The 17,015-nt window shown below is 60.9% G+C and carries 13 protein-coding genes; 9 read left to right on the forward strand and 4 right to left on the reverse strand.

Going from position 1 to position 17,015, the window contains the following annotated elements; genetic code table 11:
- Nucleotides 1–45 precede the first annotated feature (45 nt).
- The gene (gene ahcY, locus ACFORG_RS06360) at nucleotides 46–1,440 is read right to left on the reverse strand and encodes an adenosylhomocysteinase (protein WP_386734545.1); all 1,395 of its coding nucleotides are present in this window, start codon (nucleotides 1,438–1,440) and stop codon (nucleotides 46–48) included.
- 155 nt (nucleotides 1,441–1,595) lie between these two features.
- Here ahcY and ACFORG_RS06365 point away from each other — a divergent pair, with 155 nt between their 5' ends.
- Complete coding sequence (locus tag ACFORG_RS06365; protein ID WP_386734546.1) at nucleotides 1,596–2,192, forward strand: HD domain-containing protein; 597 nt, start codon at nucleotides 1,596–1,598, stop codon at nucleotides 2,190–2,192.
- Between the two features lie 15 nt (nucleotides 2,193–2,207).
- Here ACFORG_RS06365 and ACFORG_RS06370 read toward each other — a convergent pair whose 3' ends face one another.
- The 3 genes from ACFORG_RS06370 to ACFORG_RS06380 form a co-directional block, all read right to left on the reverse strand.
- Nucleotides 2,208–3,416 (reverse strand): glycosyltransferase family 61 protein, encoded by a 1,209-nt coding sequence (locus ACFORG_RS06370; protein ID WP_386734547.1) that lies wholly within the window; start codon nucleotides 3,414–3,416, stop codon nucleotides 2,208–2,210.
- Between the two features lie 12 nt (nucleotides 3,417–3,428).
- Nucleotides 3,429–3,980 carry an ActR/PrrA/RegA family redox response regulator transcription factor gene (locus ACFORG_RS06375; RefSeq protein ID WP_386734548.1) on the reverse strand — a complete coding sequence of 184 codons (552 nt, stop codon included), beginning with the start codon at nucleotides 3,978–3,980 and terminating at the stop codon, nucleotides 3,429–3,431.
- A gap of 77 nt (nucleotides 3,981–4,057) precedes the next feature.
- Nucleotides 4,058–4,678 (reverse strand): SCO family protein, encoded by a 621-nt coding sequence (locus ACFORG_RS06380; protein WP_386734549.1) that lies wholly within the window; start codon nucleotides 4,676–4,678, stop codon nucleotides 4,058–4,060.
- A 91-nt stretch (nucleotides 4,679–4,769) separates the two neighbouring features.
- On the opposite strand from ACFORG_RS06380, the gene regB reads away from it, so the two are divergent.
- From regB to trxA, 8 genes are read left to right on the forward strand one after another with little or no spacing between them, the layout of a single operon-like run.
- Nucleotides 4,770–6,167, forward strand: a complete 1,398-nt coding sequence (gene regB, locus ACFORG_RS06385) for a sensor histidine kinase RegB (protein ID WP_386734550.1) — start codon at nucleotides 4,770–4,772, stop codon at nucleotides 6,165–6,167.
- Between the two features lie 60 nt (nucleotides 6,168–6,227).
- Nucleotides 6,228–7,742: a PAS-domain containing protein gene (locus tag ACFORG_RS06390; RefSeq protein ID WP_386734551.1), complete on the forward strand. Its 1,515-nt coding sequence runs from the start codon at nucleotides 6,228–6,230 to the stop codon at nucleotides 7,740–7,742.
- A gap of 56 nt (nucleotides 7,743–7,798) precedes the next feature.
- Nucleotides 7,799–8,257 (forward strand): tRNA (adenosine(37)-N6)-threonylcarbamoyltransferase complex ATPase subunit type 1 TsaE, encoded by a 459-nt coding sequence (gene tsaE / locus ACFORG_RS06395; protein WP_386734552.1) that lies wholly within the window; start codon nucleotides 7,799–7,801, stop codon nucleotides 8,255–8,257.
- Complete coding sequence (locus tag ACFORG_RS06400) at nucleotides 8,254–9,258, forward strand: aminoglycoside phosphotransferase family protein (RefSeq protein ID WP_386734553.1); 1,005 nt, start codon at nucleotides 8,254–8,256, stop codon at nucleotides 9,256–9,258. Before tsaE ends, ACFORG_RS06400 begins: the two co-directional genes overlap by 4 nt.
- Nucleotides 9,255–9,938, forward strand: coding sequence for a nucleotidyltransferase family protein (locus tag ACFORG_RS06405; RefSeq protein WP_386734554.1), 684 nt, complete (start codon nucleotides 9,255–9,257; stop codon nucleotides 9,936–9,938). Before ACFORG_RS06400 ends, ACFORG_RS06405 begins: the two co-directional genes overlap by 4 nt.
- Nucleotides 9,931–12,861 carry a double-strand break repair protein AddB gene (gene addB / locus ACFORG_RS06410; protein WP_386734555.1) on the forward strand — a complete coding sequence of 977 codons (2,931 nt, stop codon included), beginning with the start codon at nucleotides 9,931–9,933 and terminating at the stop codon, nucleotides 12,859–12,861. The genes ACFORG_RS06405 and addB overlap by 8 nt, the downstream gene beginning before the upstream one ends.
- The gene (addA, locus tag ACFORG_RS06415; RefSeq protein ID WP_386734556.1) at nucleotides 12,858–16,223 is read left to right on the forward strand and encodes a double-strand break repair helicase AddA; all 3,366 of its coding nucleotides are present in this window, start codon (nucleotides 12,858–12,860) and stop codon (nucleotides 16,221–16,223) included. The genes addB and addA overlap by 4 nt, the downstream gene beginning before the upstream one ends.
- 60 nt (nucleotides 16,224–16,283) lie before the next feature.
- Nucleotides 16,284–16,604 carry a thioredoxin gene (gene trxA / locus ACFORG_RS06420; RefSeq protein WP_386734557.1) on the forward strand — a complete coding sequence of 107 codons (321 nt, stop codon included), beginning with the start codon at nucleotides 16,284–16,286 and terminating at the stop codon, nucleotides 16,602–16,604.
- The last annotated feature ends 411 nt before the right edge of the window (nucleotides 16,605–17,015 follow it).

The raw sequence follows: 17,015 nt of genomic DNA on the forward strand, positions 1-17,015 counted from the left end.
GACACAGATGCGTCGCGGCCGATTATCGGACAGATATCGTCGAACTCAATAGCGGTAGTGTTCCGGCTTGAACGGTCCTTCGGTCTTCACCCCGATATAGTCTGCCTGATCGACCGACAGCTCTGTAAGCTTGACGCCGATCCGCTCGAGGTGCAGGCGGGCAACCTTTTCGTCGAGATGCTTGGGCAGGATGTAGACCTTGTTCCCGTACTCATCACCTTTGGTGAACAACTCGATCTGTGCCAGAACTTGGTTGGTGAACGAGGCTGACATCACGAACGACGGGTGGCCCGTTGCATTGCCGAGGTTCAGCAGACGCCCTTCGGACAGCAGGATGATGCGGTTGCCCGAGGGCATTTCGATCATGTCCACCTGATCCTTGATATTGGTCCACTTGTGGTTCTTCAGACTGGCAACCTGGATCTCATTGTCGAAATGGCCGATGTTTCCAACAATCGCCATGTCCTTCATCTCGCGCATGTGCTCGATACGGATCACATCCTTATTGCCGGTGGTGGTCACGAAGATGTCAGCCGAGGACACGACATCTTCCAGTACGACAACCTCGAACCCGTCCATCGCAGCCTGCAGCGCACAGATCGGGTCGACCTCTGTCACCTTGACGCGTGCGCCGGCGCCGGCAAGCGAAGCGGCCGACCCCTTGCCCACATCGCCATAGCCGCAGACAACGGCGACCTTGCCGGCCATCATCGTGTCGGTGGCGCGTCGGATACCGTCCACGAGCGATTCCTTGCAGCCATACTTGTTGTCGAATTTCGACTTGGTCACGCTGTCATTCACGTTGATCGCCGGGAACGGCAGGTGGCCCTTTTCCATCATCTTGTAGAGACGGTTCACACCCGTGGTGGTTTCCTCGGAAACACCCTGGATCATATGACGCTGCTTGACGAACCAGCCCGGAGTTTCCGCGATGCGCTTCTTGATCTGGGCAAAGAGGAATTCCTCTTCCTCACTAGTGGGGACGGCGATCAGGTCTTCCTCACCTTCTTCGACGCGGGCCCCCATCAGGATATAGAGCGTTGCATCGCCACCATCGTCGAGGATCATGTTCGCGCCGCCATCGGCAAACTGGAAAATCTTGTCGGTGCAGGACCAGTACTCTTCCAGCGACATGCCCTTCCAGGCAAAGACCGGCGTTCCGGACTCGGCGATTGCCGCCGCGGCGTGGTCTTGAGTCGAGAAGATGTTGCACGACGCCCAACGGACATCGGCCCCCAGCGCCACCAGCGTTTCGATCAGAACAGCGGTCTGGATCGTCATATGCAGCGAACCGGCAATGCGTGCTCCCTTGAGCGGCTTGGAGTCACCGTACTCGGCCCGCAGCGCCATCAGTCCCGGCATCTCGGTCTCGGCGATGTCGAGTTCCTTGCGGCCAAACGAGGCCAGCGAAATGTCTTTGACGATATAGTCCTTGGCCATTGGCCCTCTCCGCATGAATGTGTCCACGTGCAGGTAGCACCGCTTGCGGCTTCGGGCAACCTGCTGGCCCTTGGGCATATGATCTGCGGCGCAACGATTTACAGCCGAACCATCACGCGCTACCCCCATGCTGACGCAGCACGAAGAGAAATGCGATGGCGAAACAACCAAGGGCGTGGCAGCGAATGCTGTCGGGGCGTCGGCTCGATTTGCTGGACCCGACCCCGGTGGATATCGAGATCGAGGACATCGCGCATGGCCTCGCCTTCGTTGCGCGCTGGAACGGCCAGACACGGGGAGATTTCGCCTACTCGGTTGCCGAGCATTCGCTGCTGGTCGAGGCCCTGTTTCGTCGGCTCGAACCTACCGCACCGGCCAAGTGGTGCCTCGCCGCCCTGCTGCATGACGCTCCGGAATATGTGATCGGCGACATGATCTCTCCCGTGAAATCCGCCGTGGGATCGGGATATGAAAAGCTCGACGACAGGCTTAGCGCGGCAATTCACATCCGGTTCGGTCTGCCCGCGACCGTCCCTGCTGCCGTCAAGAAAAGGATCAAGAAGGCAGACCGTATCAGCGCATGGATGGAGGCGACACGTATCGCCGGATTTTCTGAATCTGAGGCAACGAAATTCTTTGGCAGACCGGACACGACCCTGATCGAAGGCCTCGATATCCGGCTGAGACCGCCCGTCGAGGTGCGCTCGGATTTTTCCAACCGGCATGCAGAGCTTTTGGCCAATCTGGTCTAGGCTCGGGGATACCTGTCAGTCTTCCTGCATCGTTTCGCGCTCGGCCCGGCGGGCGCGACGCTCCTCCCGCATACGGCGTTTTCGCTGGCGCTCATGTTCGGGCGATTCCATGAAGCTGTTTTCAAGGTCCAGCCCCTTGGCCTTGAACAACCTCTCACGCTCTTCATCCGAAATGATGGGCCAGTCGGCTCCCTCGCGGATGAAGCCGGTACCTGACAGTGCCTCGGCAATCGCCGGGTGATGCAACTCGCCAAAGGACAGGCGGTTCGACTTCCCATGATCGCGCCGCCACCATTCGGTGTTAAGCGCGTCGATGATCAGCGGGTCGGACCCGCAGAATGCCGCCACGTTCGTGGCCAGCAGATTATTGGCCCCGGAACTGCGGCGCAGGATCATCGCGACCTGCTGTTCCGCACGACCCACCATCGCGAACAGGTGTAAAGCCGAACCATCCGCTGCAACGACCTGACGCGCGGCCTTGTATCGCGCGATCTGCGTGGCAAGCGTGTATTTCTCGGGGTGGAAGATCTCGTATCCCTCGGCCCTGAGATGATCCTCAAGCCTTTCTTCCCCCAGAAGCCCGCCCTTGCCCAGCCCCAGCGCGGAACGGGAAATATACAGCCTGCTTGCGCCGTCCGGCTCTATTCCTCTGCCAAAGCGGTTGCGAATTGCCGACCGAAAAGCGGGTGTGCCACGTGTGATGGCCCCCAATCCAAAGCCTTGACCCGGAACGATCAACTGCTCGACCCGAACCGGGTTCGTGGCGACCTCGATCGGCAGGCCCGCCTGCATAAGGTCGAGGTAGTCGCGCTGAAACCCGCGCACCGCATCACCGACACGCGGCCGTTTCGGGATGAAGAGAACTCCGTCGATATCCCCTTCGATCCGGTCCAGAGCCCAGAGCCGTGACGTGCTTTCCACCAGGAAGTGACCGAAATGCGCCCATAGCACGCCACCCCACAACCATCGGCCTTTCAGAACATCCGGCTCGGTTTCCGGCATCTCCGGCAGGATGGTCAGCGGGCGAAACTTGCGCCACAGCGCTCCGCGGGCGCAATGTCTACCATCCGGGTAGAGGATCCCAGCGGCCTGGGTAAAAGCACTGACCTTTGGCGGAACGACGATAGCACCAGAAACCTCTTCGCAGCTTTCCGACCAGCCCCCTTCGGGCATGGGCTGCGTCTCAGGGTTGTTCAGGTCGGGCGCTGCGTCCTCATTGGCCATGATGTCGAGCCATCAGCGGGGCGAGCGTTTGGCCAATATACGTTGCAGGGTCCGTCGATGCATGTTCAGCCGCCTCGCCGTCTCACTCACATTGCGGTCGCACAGTTCATAAACCCGTTGAATATGCTCCCACCGAACGCGATCCGCGCTCATCGGGTTTTCGGGCGGCGGGGGCAGTTCGTCTTCGGACACCAGCAGGGCATTCGTTATGTCCGTCGCGTCGGCGGGCTTTGACAGGTAGTCGGTCGCACCGATTTTGACGGCCGCCACGGCGGTTGCGATGGCACCATACCCTGTCAGCACAACAACGCGGCTATCGGGGCGTTTTTCGCGTAGCACCTCGACAACATCGAGCCCGTTGCCATCCTCGAGCCGGAGGTCCACGACGGCATATGCCGGCGGACGCGCGGTTGCGATGGCTCGCCCCGCGGCAACGGAAGAGGCCGTTTCGACCTCGAAACCGCGCTTCTCCATCGCCTTGGCAAGACGGCGCAGAAATGGTTCGTCATCATCGACCAGCAACAGCGATTTGTCGGGACCGATTTCCTGCGCGCTCTCTGCCATCATGCCTCTTTCGCCAAGCGTCCTGAATTGAACAGAGTATTAACTCGGGCTCGACAAAGGTCAAACCTCAGTTGGGTTTACATCGCATCGATGAAACAAGCGGTTTGCGTCGCGATTTTTTCGGCACTGTCGTCGCGTTTGAAGAACTCGACAAAACCATGGCCCGGAAGCACAAGATACGTGAAGGTCGAATGATCCACGAGGTAGTACTCGTCGCTCTTGTCCTGAGCCTTGTAATAGGTCTTGTAGGCGCGGCTTGCCTGCTTCACCTGCTCGGGCGACCCGGTAAGGCCGATCATGCGTTCGTGCAGGTTGGCCGCGAAATCGCCGACAACTTCGGGCGTGTCCCGGTCAGGATCGATGGAAATGAAGACAGGGGTGACCATGTGGCCCTGCTCTTCGAGCATGTCCACCGCCTCGGCATTGCGGGCAGTGTCGAGCGGGCAGACATCGGGACAAAACGTGTAGCCGAAATAGATCAGCGAGGGCTGCGTGATCACGTCTGCATCGGTGACGGTTTCCCCTTGCGCGTTCACAAGCTCGAAGGGGCCGCCGATACTGCCCGGCCCGCCGGCGATCTGACTCGCGCGGCACTGTGCAAACTGGTCGTCGTCGTTACGGCCGAGCGTCATCACGTAAATCGTACCCAACCCGAGGGCGAGCACGAAAACGGCGAGAATGGCGTAGATGCGGGTCATGGCTCGGCCTCATGCTGACAAGCAGACGTTGATCGTTTCGCGGGTGACACCTATCAATTTGGCGAGCCGTTGCAACAGGACATAATGGACCATGGCCCAATCCGACATGAGCCTTCTTCGCGGACAGGAACGAAGCAGCTGGATCCGCCTGCGTACACTCATCGTTCTGCGCTGGGTGGCCATCGGCGGCCAGATCGCGGCCATCACCGTGGCGCAGAAGATGTACCAGATCCAGCTGGACCTCATGCTGTGTTACCTGACGATCGGTATCTCGATCCTGGGCAACCTTACCGCTACCTTCCTTTTTCCCGAGAACAAACGCCTCAGCGAGTTCGAAAACTTCCTGATGATCATGTTCGACCTGCTTCAGCTGGCCATCCTGCTTTATCTGACCGGTGGATTGCATAATCCCTTCGCGCTGCTGCTTCTGGGGCCCGTCACCATTTCGGCAAACGTGATGGGGTTGCGGTCGACCGTACTGATTGGGGGAACGGCGATTATCCTTGTGACGCTGCTGGCGGAATTTCATGTGCCTCTGCGCAGCGAGCAGGGTTTCGTCCTGCGTGTCCCGGACATTTTCGTTTTCGGAAACTGGGTGGCCCTCATTATCGCCATCGGTTTTCTCGGGGCCTACTCGCACCGCATCAGTTCCGAAGTTCAATCCATGTCCGAGGCGCTTTCGGCGACCCACATGGCGCTGGCACGTGAACAGAAACTCACCGATCTGGGTGGCGTCGTCGCCGCTGCCGCGCATGAGCTTGGTACGCCACTTGCCACGATCAAACTAGCGAGTTCGGAACTAATCGAAGAGCTCGATGAGCGCCCCGACCTGCAGGAGGATGCCGCCCTCATCCGCGAACAGGCCGACCGCTGCCGCGACATCCTTCGTGACATGGGCAGGGCCGGCAAGGACGACCTCCACCTGCGACAGGCGCCGCTGTCGACCGTTGTTCATGAAGCTGCCGAACCCCACATGGGACGCGGCAAGTCTATACATTTCGAAGAGGGGCCGGGCGATGGTGGCGATCTTCAACAACCCGCGATCCTGCGCAAACCCGAAGTGATCCATGGTTTGCGAAACCTGATCCAGAACGCAGTCGATTTCGCGCGCGCAAGTGTATGGGTCGAATCCCAATGGAACGATGACAGGATCGTGGTGCGGATCATGGATGACGGACGCGGTTATCCTCCACAAATGTTCGGTCGGATCGGTGATCCGTTCGTGCGTCGGCGCAAGGTTGACAGCGACCGTGCAGCCCGCCCCGAATACGAAGGCATGGGCCTTGGACTTTTCATCGCAAAAACACTTCTGGAACGCAGCGGAGCCGAATTGCGCTTTGCCAACGGAACCGACCCTTATCAGCAATTCACGCGGCGGCCCGAACGGCGGGGTGCCATTGTCGAGGTTACCTGGCCCAGGCGGCTTATCGATGCGCAGCAGGGCGAAAACGCCGTGCCGACCGGACTAAACCAGCCTTTCCGCATCTGATTAATGCCCCGTTAACCTTGCGCCCGCCAATGTATCCGCAATCAGGGCTTGAGGAGCGTGATGTCAGACTGGATCATCCCGGCCATCAGTGGCCTCGTCATGGCTGGGTTCACCTTCGCGGTCTTGTTACAAGGGCGCAGGCGCGCCTCGACTGGCTGGCGTTTCGAACATGATTCCCGCCAATCCGCATTTCTCTTCGATGAAGAGGGAGTGATCGACCGTTCGGGCAGGGCCTGGAAAGAGGTAAGCACCTGGCAGGATTTGCATGATCGCCTCTCGACCAGCTTTCCCGGGTTTCCCGCCCACGCCTCGCTGGTCGAAGACGCCGGGCAACTGTCCTTCAAACCGCGAGGTCAATGTGACTTCGGCGAAGTTCGTTGCGAATGGATCGATGGTATCTGCCGGGTCGAACTACGACACAAGGACCGCGATGAGGATGCAAATTCATCGCCTCAAACGACCGCGGACCTGTCCCTGCAACGCGCAATGGATCAGGCGCCTTACCCGGTCTGGCACATGGATACCGACGGGCGCGTCAGGTGGAGTAATCGCTCATACGAAACCTTGGCCCATCACATACGGGGCGATACGGTTTCTGCCGATACATCGCTCTTTCCGTTTCGTCAGGATCAGACTGTCGACGGCAAACGCTCACGGGTTTCCATAACCGCCCCGACAGGTGACAGAAAGCTTTGGTACGATCTGTCCTGCGTCGCTCAGGACGATGGCCACCTGTGTTATGCCATCGATGTGAACGCCGTGGTCGACGCGGAAGTCGCCCAGCGCAATTTCGTTCAGACACTTGCAAAAACCTTTGCCCAGCTTCCGATTGGCCTCGCGATCTTTGATCGGAACAGGCAGTTGGCATTGTTCAATCCCGCGCTGATCGACCTGACCGCGCTATCGGCCCAGTTTCTCAGCGGTCGACCTAGCCTCTCCAGCTTCTTCGACAGGCTTCGGAACCAGAACATGATGCCGGAACCCAAGAATTACGGAGGCTGGCGACAACAGATGAACGCTCTGGTCGAGGCGGCAGTCGACGGTCGTTACGAAGAGACCTGGACGCTGCCTTCGGGATCGGTCTACTCGGTCAATGGTCGACCTCACCCAGATGGGGCGATCGGGTTCCTGTTCCAGGATATCACCGCCGAGATCACGCTCACGCGCCGTTTTCGGTCGGAACTCGAGCTGGGGCAATTGGTGCTCGACATGCTCGACGACGCGGTGACCGTCTTTTCCAGCGATGGAACACTGACGATGTCCAACAAGGCTTACAGGGATCTTTGGGATGTCGACCCGGAGGGCAGTTTTGCGCAGGTATCCATCCTCGATTCCATGCGTGTCTGGCAGGAATGCTCGGACCCAACGCCAATCTGGGGCGATATCCGTGATTTCGTCACTTCGGGCGACATAAGAACCGAGTGGGCTGGTCGGTTCGAACTGAAAGACGGACGCCGCATGAACTGCATTGTAAGCCCGATCGTGAACAATGCGAGTTTGATCCGGTTCGTGGAAGTTCAACCTGCCCAACACGCGCACGCTTTGGAAGGGAAAGAAGCGAACGAACCCGCCTGATCCAGCTTGCAGCCGGGAAGGGCCGACGGCATTGTGGCGCCATGACGGCAAGCGACATGTCCCTGACCTTTGAAACCCCCGAAGAGACTGCGGCATTCGCCCGCCGTCTCGGTGCCTTGCTTCATGCCGGTCATGTGCTTTTGCTCGAGGGTGAAATCGGGGCGGGAAAGACGCATTTCGCCCGCGCACTGATACAATCACGTCTCGACACGCCCGAGGACGTTCCATCGCCTACTTTTACACTGGTTCAAACATACGAAACCTCGGAAGGTGAGATTTGGCATTGCGATCTCTATCGCCTCACCGCCCCCGAAGAGATCGAGGAACTGGGCCTGATCGACGCTTTCGAGTCCGCTATTTGCGTTATCGAATGGCCCGATCGCCTGGGCCCGCTTGCACCGGCTTCAGCCCTGACGATGCGTTTTCGTACAGATGAAAGCGACGTCGCCACGCGACATGTCGATTTTCATTGGTCCACCCCGGGCTGGACGGGTTTGCTGGAGGATGCCGCATGACCAATCGCAAGGTCCTGTGCGAGGCGATCATTTCGCAAGCCGGATGGGACAAGGCCGAACGCGAACCACTGGCTGGAGACGCCTCGCGCCGACGGTACGAACGCCTGACTGATCCGCAGAGCGGTAAGACGGCAGTATTGATGGACGCGGCACCCGAAGTCGGCGAAAATGTTGAGCGTTTCGTCGACATCGCCGAGATCCTGCAAGGTATTGGCCTGAGCGCGCCGGAGATCTTTGCGCAGGACACGCAACACGGCTTTCTCCTTCTCGAGGATCTCGGAGACGACCTGTTCGCGCGCCTGCTGGAACGACAGCCCGAGTTGGAGCGCGAACTCTACTCTGCCGCAACCGATGTGCTGGTCGCCCTGCGCGAAGCCGAAGCACCGTGGCTTGACAGTTTCGGACCGACGCGCATGGCCGAAGCCTGCGGGCTTGCCTTCACCGCGTATACCGACGTGCTACGCGACCCCGACCCGGACATGGCAGAAAGGTTCGAGGCCCGGTTCGAAGATATCCTGCACCGCACGACGCAAGGTCCCAGAGTGCTTATGCTTCGGGATTATCACGCCGAGAACCTGGTCTGGCTGCCGGAGCGCGAAGGCAACGCGCGCGTGGGCCTGCTGGATTTCCAGGACGCGATGCTTGCACATCCGGCGTATGACCTCGTCTCGCTGCTTCAGGATATCCGGCGCAAGGTACCCGCGGGCATCGAGATGCGAATGATCGACCGTTACATCAGGGCGACAAGCTCCGACGACCATGCCTTTCGAACCGCCTATGCCGTCCTTGGGGTGCAAAGAAACCTGCGCATCCTCGGGGTTTTTTCGCGGCTGGGGTCCGAATACGGCAAACCCAGATATCTCTCGATGCTGCCTGCGGTCTGGGATCACGTGATGCGAGGCCTCGATCACCCGGCACTTGTTCCAGTGGCGGACATCCTGCGCGAGGCTTTGCCGAAACCGACGCCAGAGGTTCTGGATCAGCTGCGAGACGCCAGATGACCGCAACCGTCCCTGTCATGATCTTTGCGGCCGGTTTCGGAACGCGGATGCACCCTTTGACCGCCGATCGGCCCAAACCTCTTGTCGAGGTCGCGGGTCGCCCGCTTATCGATCACGCTCTGGACCTGACGGCAGAGATTTCGCCGCCGCGCATCGTATCGAACCTGCACTACATGGCAGACATGCTGGATCGTCATCTTTCACCGCGCGGCGTTCATTTATCGCGGGAGGATGACTTGATCCTCGACACCGGTGGAGGATTGAAGGCAGCGCTGCCACTTCTCGGCGCGGATACGGTCATCACCCTGAATCCCGATGCAATCTGGCTCGGTCCCAACCCGCTGGCACAGCTTCTGGCCGAATGGAACCCCGACCGGATGGATGCGCTACTGATGTGTGTGCGGCCTGAACATGCGATCAATCACACCGGAAAGGGCGATTTCACGCGCGATGCACAAGGCCGACTCCTGCGCGGGCCGGGGCTGATCTACGGTGGCGCGCAGATCATGAAAACGCAGCACTTGGCAAAGATCACCGATGAGGTTTTTTCCCTGAACGCGGTCTGGGACCTCATGCAGACCGAGGGGAAGCTTCACGCTTCGGAGTATCCTGGTCGCTGGTGTGATGTCGGAACCCCGCAGGGCGTGACCCTCGCCGAAGACATGCTGGCAAATGTTTGATCCACAAGACAGACCGCGCGTGTTCGCCCTGCCACCGGGCGCGGATTTCGGGAGAGACCTGGTCGAGGGTCTTCGATGCCGGTTGAAGGGGTTCGAACCCGACGCAATCGCACGTGTCGAATTGATCGTGAATACAACGCGCATGCGTCGCCGCATCCGTACACTGTTCGATCAGGGACCACCGGGCTTTCTGCCGCGCATTCGCCTTCTGACCGAGGTCGGCGACCCGCGCGACATGGCTGGCCTGCCACCGGCAATTCCACCACTGCGGCGCAGGCTGCAACTGGCGCAGTTGATCGGCAAGCTCCTTGACACACAACCCGACCTGGCCGCGCGCTCTTCAACATATGACCTCGCCGACAGCCTTGCATTGCTGATCGAAGAGATGGCCGGAGAAGGGGTATCCTACGACGCGATTTCCACCCTCGACGTTAGTGACCTGTCCGGCCACTGGGAGCGCGCGCAACGCTTCATCGGTATCGCCGAACAATACCTTGCGACGGATGGCGGGGCGCTCGATGCGCAAGCGCGCCAACGTCTTGTCGTCGAGAGACTGATCGCGCGCTGGTCGGATTCACCGCCTGCGCATCCGGTGATACTGGCGGGATCGACCGGATCACGCGGTACCACGATGATGCTGATGGAGGCCGTGGCCCGCCTCCCGCAGGGGGCGGTCATCCTTCCCGGCTTTGATTTCGACCTTCCGGCCCAGGTCTGGTCAGGAATGGACGACGCGTTACTCTGCGAAGATCACCCGCAATTCCGGTTTCGCAAGCTGATGCGCGCACTGGATCTGTCGCCCGAAGGCGTGGGACGCTGGACTGACAATGCCGCACCAGCCGCTGACCGAAACCGCGTGGTTTCACTATCCCTGCGGCCCGCGCCCGTGACCGATGCCTGGATGGAAGAGGGGCCGCACCTGCATGACATTCAAGCCGCGATGGAGCAGGTCACATTGGTCGAGGCACGCTCTCCACGCGAGGAGGCGCTTTCCATCGCTCTAAGGCTTCGGAAAGCGGCCGAAGAGGGCCAGACGGCCGCGCTCATCACGCCGGACAGGATGCTCACCCGGCAGGTAGCGGCCGCGCTGGACCGGTGGCGCATCTTGCCCGATGACAGTGCCGGTTTGCCGCTTCACCTGTCGCCGCCGGGACGGTTCCTGCGCCACGTGGCCGAGCTCTTTGCCAATCGGCTGGATGGCCAGGCGCTGCTGACCCTTTTGAAACACCCCTTGACCCATTCCGGATCAGACCGCGGCGATCACCTCCGCCATACACGCGACCTTGAACTGGACTTGCGTCGAAACGGCCCGCCCTTCCCGGAACCGGATAGCCTCTCGCTCGCAGCCGAACGCAAATCACTGCCACAGCCGTGGCTGGACTGGCTGACCTCAACCTTTTGCGACCAAACTGCCGATGCTGACCGCCCCCTGGGCGACTGGGTCCTGCAACTCAGGACTTTGGCAGAACTGATCGCACAAGGGTCCGAAGGACAAGGCTCCGGGGCGCTGTGGGACAAGAAAGCGGGGCAATCCGCCTTGAAAGTGGTCGAAGCGCTTGCCCATGAGGCCGATCACGGCGGGGACATGTCCGCCCGCGATTTCTGCTCTCTGCTCGGCGCGCTGCTTTCAGGTGAAGAGGTCCGGGACCGCGACGCGCCGCATCCCGGCATCATGATCTGGGGTACGCTCGAAGCGCGGGTCATGGGGGCCGACCTGCTGATCCTCGGCGGACTGAACGAGGGCAGCTGGCCCGAGGCACCCTCGCCTGATCCGTGGTTGAACCGCCAGATGCGAGACCGCGCCGGCCTGTTGCTACCGGAACGTCGCATCGGATTGTCTGCGCATGACTATCAGCAGGCCATCGGCGCGCGTGAAGTCTGGCTGACCCGGGCCGAGCGCTCCGAGGATGCAGAAACAGTTGCCTCGCGCTGGCTGAACCGGCTGACGAACCTGCTGCAAGGTCTTCCCGAACAGGGTGGAACCGCCGCTCTTGCCGACATGCGGGCGCGCGGTCGGGTCTGGACGGGATGGGCCGCCGCTCTGGAAGAAGCGACGCGGACCGATCCCGCGCATCGTCCCTCACCACGCCCGCCAATCACTGCCCGACCCAAACGCCTCTCAGTGACCGAAATCAAGCGTTTGATCCGGGACCCTTACGCCATCTACGCCAAGCATGTCCTGCGCCTGCGGCCGCTTGACCCGCTCGTTCAGGCACCTGATGCGCTCTTGCGGGGGATCGTTGTGCACGAGATCCTCGAAACCTTCATCCGTGACAGCGTGAATGACCCTGCGTTGCTGGCGCGCGAAGGTTTCCTTGACCGCGCTGCGGCATTGCTGGAGAGGCATGTCGCATGGCCCGGTGCGCGCAAGCTATGGCTGGCGCGGCTTGGACGGATTGCCGATGATTTTCTTGCCGCGGAAAATGGACGGCGGATGGATGGTGTACCCGTCGCGTTCGAGGCCAAGTTGAAACAAACGCTCGCCCCTCTGGACTTCACGCTTGTCGGGCGCGCCGACCGGCTCGACCGGACCACGCGGGGATCGTTGCGGATCTACGATTACAAGACCGGCACTCCGCCGAGCGTCAAGGAACAGCATCACTTCGACAAGCAGTTGCTGATCGAGGCCGCGATGGCCGAAGAGGGCGGCTTTGCCGATCTGGGCCCCGCGCCCGTGGCCGAGGCCGTGTTCATCGGCATGGGCGGAACCTACAAGGAGGTCGCAGCCCCGCTTGCCGATGATCCGCCCGACAAGGTGCTGGCAGACCTGCGCAAGCTCATTTCGGCCTATTTAGACCCGGATCAGGGGTACACCGCGCGCCGGATGCTGCAACGTGACAGCCTGATCGGAGACTACGATCAATTGGCCCGCTATGGCGAGTGGGACCGCACCGCGACGCCAGTACCGGAGGAGTTGGAATGATAACGCGCGACGCCGCTTCCGAGGCGCAGTTCCGCGCGGCCCGGCCTGATGCATCGACATGGCTGGCCGCCAACGCGGGGTCGGGCAAGACCAAGGTGCTGACCGACCGTGTCGCCCGTTTGTTGCTGAAAGGGGTCGAGCCGCAGCACATCCTGTGCCTGACCTACACCAAGGCCGCTGCAAGCGAGATGCAGAACCGTCTGTTCAAGCGCCTTGGCGAATGGGCGATGAAACGGGATAGCGACCTTCGCGAGCAACTTGCGGACCTGGGTGTCGCCGACATGGATGCGAGTCGCCTTTCCCATGCGCGTACGCTCTTTGCCCGTGCCATCGAAACGCCGGGCGGGCTGAAGATCCAGACGATCCACTCCTTCTGCGCGGCGCTTCTCAGACGCTTCCCGCTCGAAGCAGGTGTCAGCCCGCAATTCGCCGAGATGGAAGACCGCGCGGCGACCCTCTTGCGCGAAGAAATCCTCGAGGACATGGCAGACGGCCCAAAAGGCGACTTGGTGGACGGGATCGCGCGCTTTGTGACCGATCAGGGCTTTGACGGGCTCTGCGGGGCCCTGACCGCCAAGCGGGACGCGTTTGCCCAGCCATGTAACTGGGAAGAAATGCTCCGGCTTTTCGATCTTCCGGGTGGATATGATGAAGACCGGCTTCTCGCCGATGTCTACGAGGGGACCGAACCGGACTTGATCTCGGCTATCCTGCCCGCGCTGCGCGAAAGCGGCGGCAACAATGCCAAGGCCGCCGAAAAACTGTCGGTCGTCACCGGCTGCACGCTTGCCGCGTTACCGGTTCTGGAGGGCGCCTTGTTGACAGGGGCAAAGGCCAAGGAGCCGTTTTCCGCCAAGATCGGCAGTTTCCCCACGAAAGCCCTGCGTGAAGGGGCCCTTGCCGGTTTCATGCCAGAGCTTGAGGCACTGATGCAACGGGTCGAGGCTGCCCGCCCTCTCCGGCTCGCTTTGCAGGCAGCACGCAAATCGCTGGCGCTGCACCGCTTCGCCGCTGCGTTCCTGCCGGAATACGAGCGGCGCAAACAGATGCGCGGATGGCTCGACTTCGACGACCTGATCCTGCGCGCGCGCAACCTGTTGAACGACCCGGCCGTCGCCGCCTGGGTGCTCTATCGCCTGGATGGGGGTATCGACCACATTCTCGTTGACGAGGCTCAGGACACCAGTCCCGAACAATGGGATGTGATCGAAAAGCTGGCGCAGGAATTCACCTCGGGCGAGGGCGCACGCACCGAGGTCGAGCGTACGATCTTCGTTGTCGGGGACAAGAAACAGTCGATCTACTCCTTCCAGGGTGCCGATCCCGAAGCATTCGATCGGATGCAGGGCGAGTTTGGCAATCGCCTGCGCGAAAGCGGGTCTGCGCTTGAGGATCTGACACTGGAATACTCCTTCCGGTCGTCGCAGGCGATCTTGCGTCTGGTCGACCTGGTCTTTGACGGCATGACCGAAGCCGGGTTTCGAAAGGAAGCGCAGCACCACGCCTTCAAGGCAGACCTGCCGGGGCGTGTCGACCTGTGGCCGCCCGTTGAAAAGACCGAAGACAACGACGAGGACGACTGGACCGAGCCGTTGGACCGGCCCGGTGCGCATCACCACACCGTGATTCTGGCCGAGCGCATCGCAAAGCGCATCAAGTCGATGATCGACGCGGGCGAGACGATACCCGACGATGGCGAAACCCGCGGAACGTACATCCGCCGAGCCGTGCGGCCCGGCGACTTCCTGATCCTCGTGCAACGCCGCTCGGATCTGTTCGAAGAGATCATTCGCGCTTGCAAGGCTGCTGGCCTTCCCATTGCCGGAGCCGACCGGTTGAAGGTTGGCGCGGAACTTGCCGTTCGCGACCTTGCCGCGCTGTTGAGCTTTCTCGCGACACCCGAAGATGACCTGTCGCTGGCCACCGTACTGAAATCGCCGCTCTTTGGCTGGGGGGAACAAGCCTTGTTCGACCTCGCCCATCGCAGGACACCCGGCGAGTACCTGTGGACAGCGCTGCGGCATCGCGGAAAAGAGTTTCCCGAAACTCTCGCCATGCTGAACGACATGCGCGGCCAGACCGATTTCCTGCGGCCATACGATCTGATCGAGCGTGTGCTGACCCGGCATGACGGTCGACGCAAGCTCCTTGGGAGGCTCGGCCCCGAAGCCGAAGACGGGATCAATGCGCTGCTCAGTCAGGCGCTTGGATACGAACGGACCGATATTCCCAGCCTGACCGGTTTCCTTGCCTGGATGCAGACGGACGATCTGGAGATCAAGCGCCAGATGAGCGGCGTTGGCGACATGATCCGCGTGATGACGGTTCATGGCTCCAAGGGGTTGGAATCGCCTATTGTGATCCTGCCCGACACAGCCAGCCGCAAGCCGCCGCGCGATGCCGAAGTCATGCTGGCCGAGGAAACACCGGTCTGGAAAGTGTCGCAAGACGACTCGCCCGCTGTGATCGCCGAAGCGCGGCAAGCCGCTCGGATGAAACAGGAAAACGAGCGGATGCGGCTTCTCTATGTGGCCCTGACACGCGCCGAGAAATGGCTGATCGTGGCCGCAGCCGGCGACCTCGGGAAAGAGGCCGAGGACAGTTGGTACGGCCTGATCCAGCAGGCGATGGGTCCCGCCGGGGCGGTCGAGATTCCTCAAGAGGATGGTTTGCGCCGCTTGGAGCATGGCGACTGGTACGGGTTGCCGCTGTCCAAGACCATGATACCCGCCGTCGAGCGCCGGGAACTACCGGACTTCACCGGACACAACGCGGCGCCCCCCGAGGACGAGGAAAAGGCACTTTCGCCCTCGGATCTGGGCGGCGCCAAAGCCCTGCCCGGCGACCCCGGACGCGACGAAGAAACCGCCAAAACCCTCGGAACGGCCCTTCACCTGTTGCTCGAAACGTTGCCGGCAATTGCCGAAGAGGACTGGATTGCCTTGGGTCAGAGCCTGTTTCCGGATTGGCCCACCGAAACGCGCGATGCGCTTTTGGCCGAGGCTGCGGCCGTGTTGAAATCGCCCGAGACCGGTTACCTCTTCCGTTCGGACGCGCTGGCCGAGGTTGCGGTGACCGGCGAGGTCATCGGCAAAAGCGTTCATGGCGTGATCGACCTTTTGCTACTTGAACCGGGGCGGGTATTGATCGTGGATTTCAAGTCGAACGCGCTGGTACCATCCACGCCCGACGGGGTGCCGGAGGGTCTATTGAGGCAGCTGGGGGCATATGCCAGCCTCGTCTCGGCGATCTATCCGCAGCGGGAGGTCGAAACCGCGATCCTGTGGACTCGGACGGCGACGCTGATGCGCCTACCGCACGAAGCCGTGACCCGCGCGCTGCAACGCGCCCGGGCGGCTTGACCTTCGCTGCGCGCGTTTCTACGTTCCGTTGCCAAGCATCCGTCATTCAGGAGACAGTTCATGTCCACCGTAGCCGTAACCGACGACACCTTTGACGCCGAAGTCAAGAACTCGGATATCCCCGTTGTGGTGGATTTCTGGGCCGAATGGTGTGGCCCCTGCAAGCAGATCGGCCCCGCGCTGGAAGAGCTTGCCACGGAGTATGAAGGCAAGATCAAGATTGCCAAGGTCGATGTCGACAACAACCCCAATGCCGCTGCTGCCATGGGCGTGCGTGGCATTCCGGCGCTGTTCATCTTCAAGGACGGCCAGGTCGTTTCGAACCGTGCCGGCGCCGCGCCAAAGGCTGCTCTGAAAGGCTGGATCGACGAATCGATTTGACCTTTGAGGCCAAGGAAAGCGGAAAGGGCGTCCCGAAAGGGAACGCATTCCGTAGGCTGGGAGCCTTGTCAACACGGACCTGTCGCGTGAAGCGCGGCAGGTCTTTGCTATTTCTCGATAAATCGCGGCAGCCACGCCAGGGAAATCTGCAGGAAATCCGAAACTTTTTCTCGGGGATTTAGACCCTGACCGCTTGAACGAAAAAATTGCTGGCATCCCAGACGTTTCTTCTTCTGGTTCTAGAAAAATAGCCAATATCCTTTGATCACAAGCTTGTCCTTCGCACGAGGCGGAGATCCAGGACGACTGTCCGTATCGACCTCAAGCCATGTGGATTTTCTGGTTCTTGGTCGTAAAACGACTAAAGCGAACCGCGGATGTCCGAGGTTCTGATGACCAGCTTGGCAACCT

Source organism: Lutimaribacter marinistellae, from assembly GCF_042648365.1.
Taxonomy (GTDB): domain Bacteria; phylum Pseudomonadota; class Alphaproteobacteria; order Rhodobacterales; family Rhodobacteraceae; genus Lutimaribacter_A; species Lutimaribacter_A marinistellae.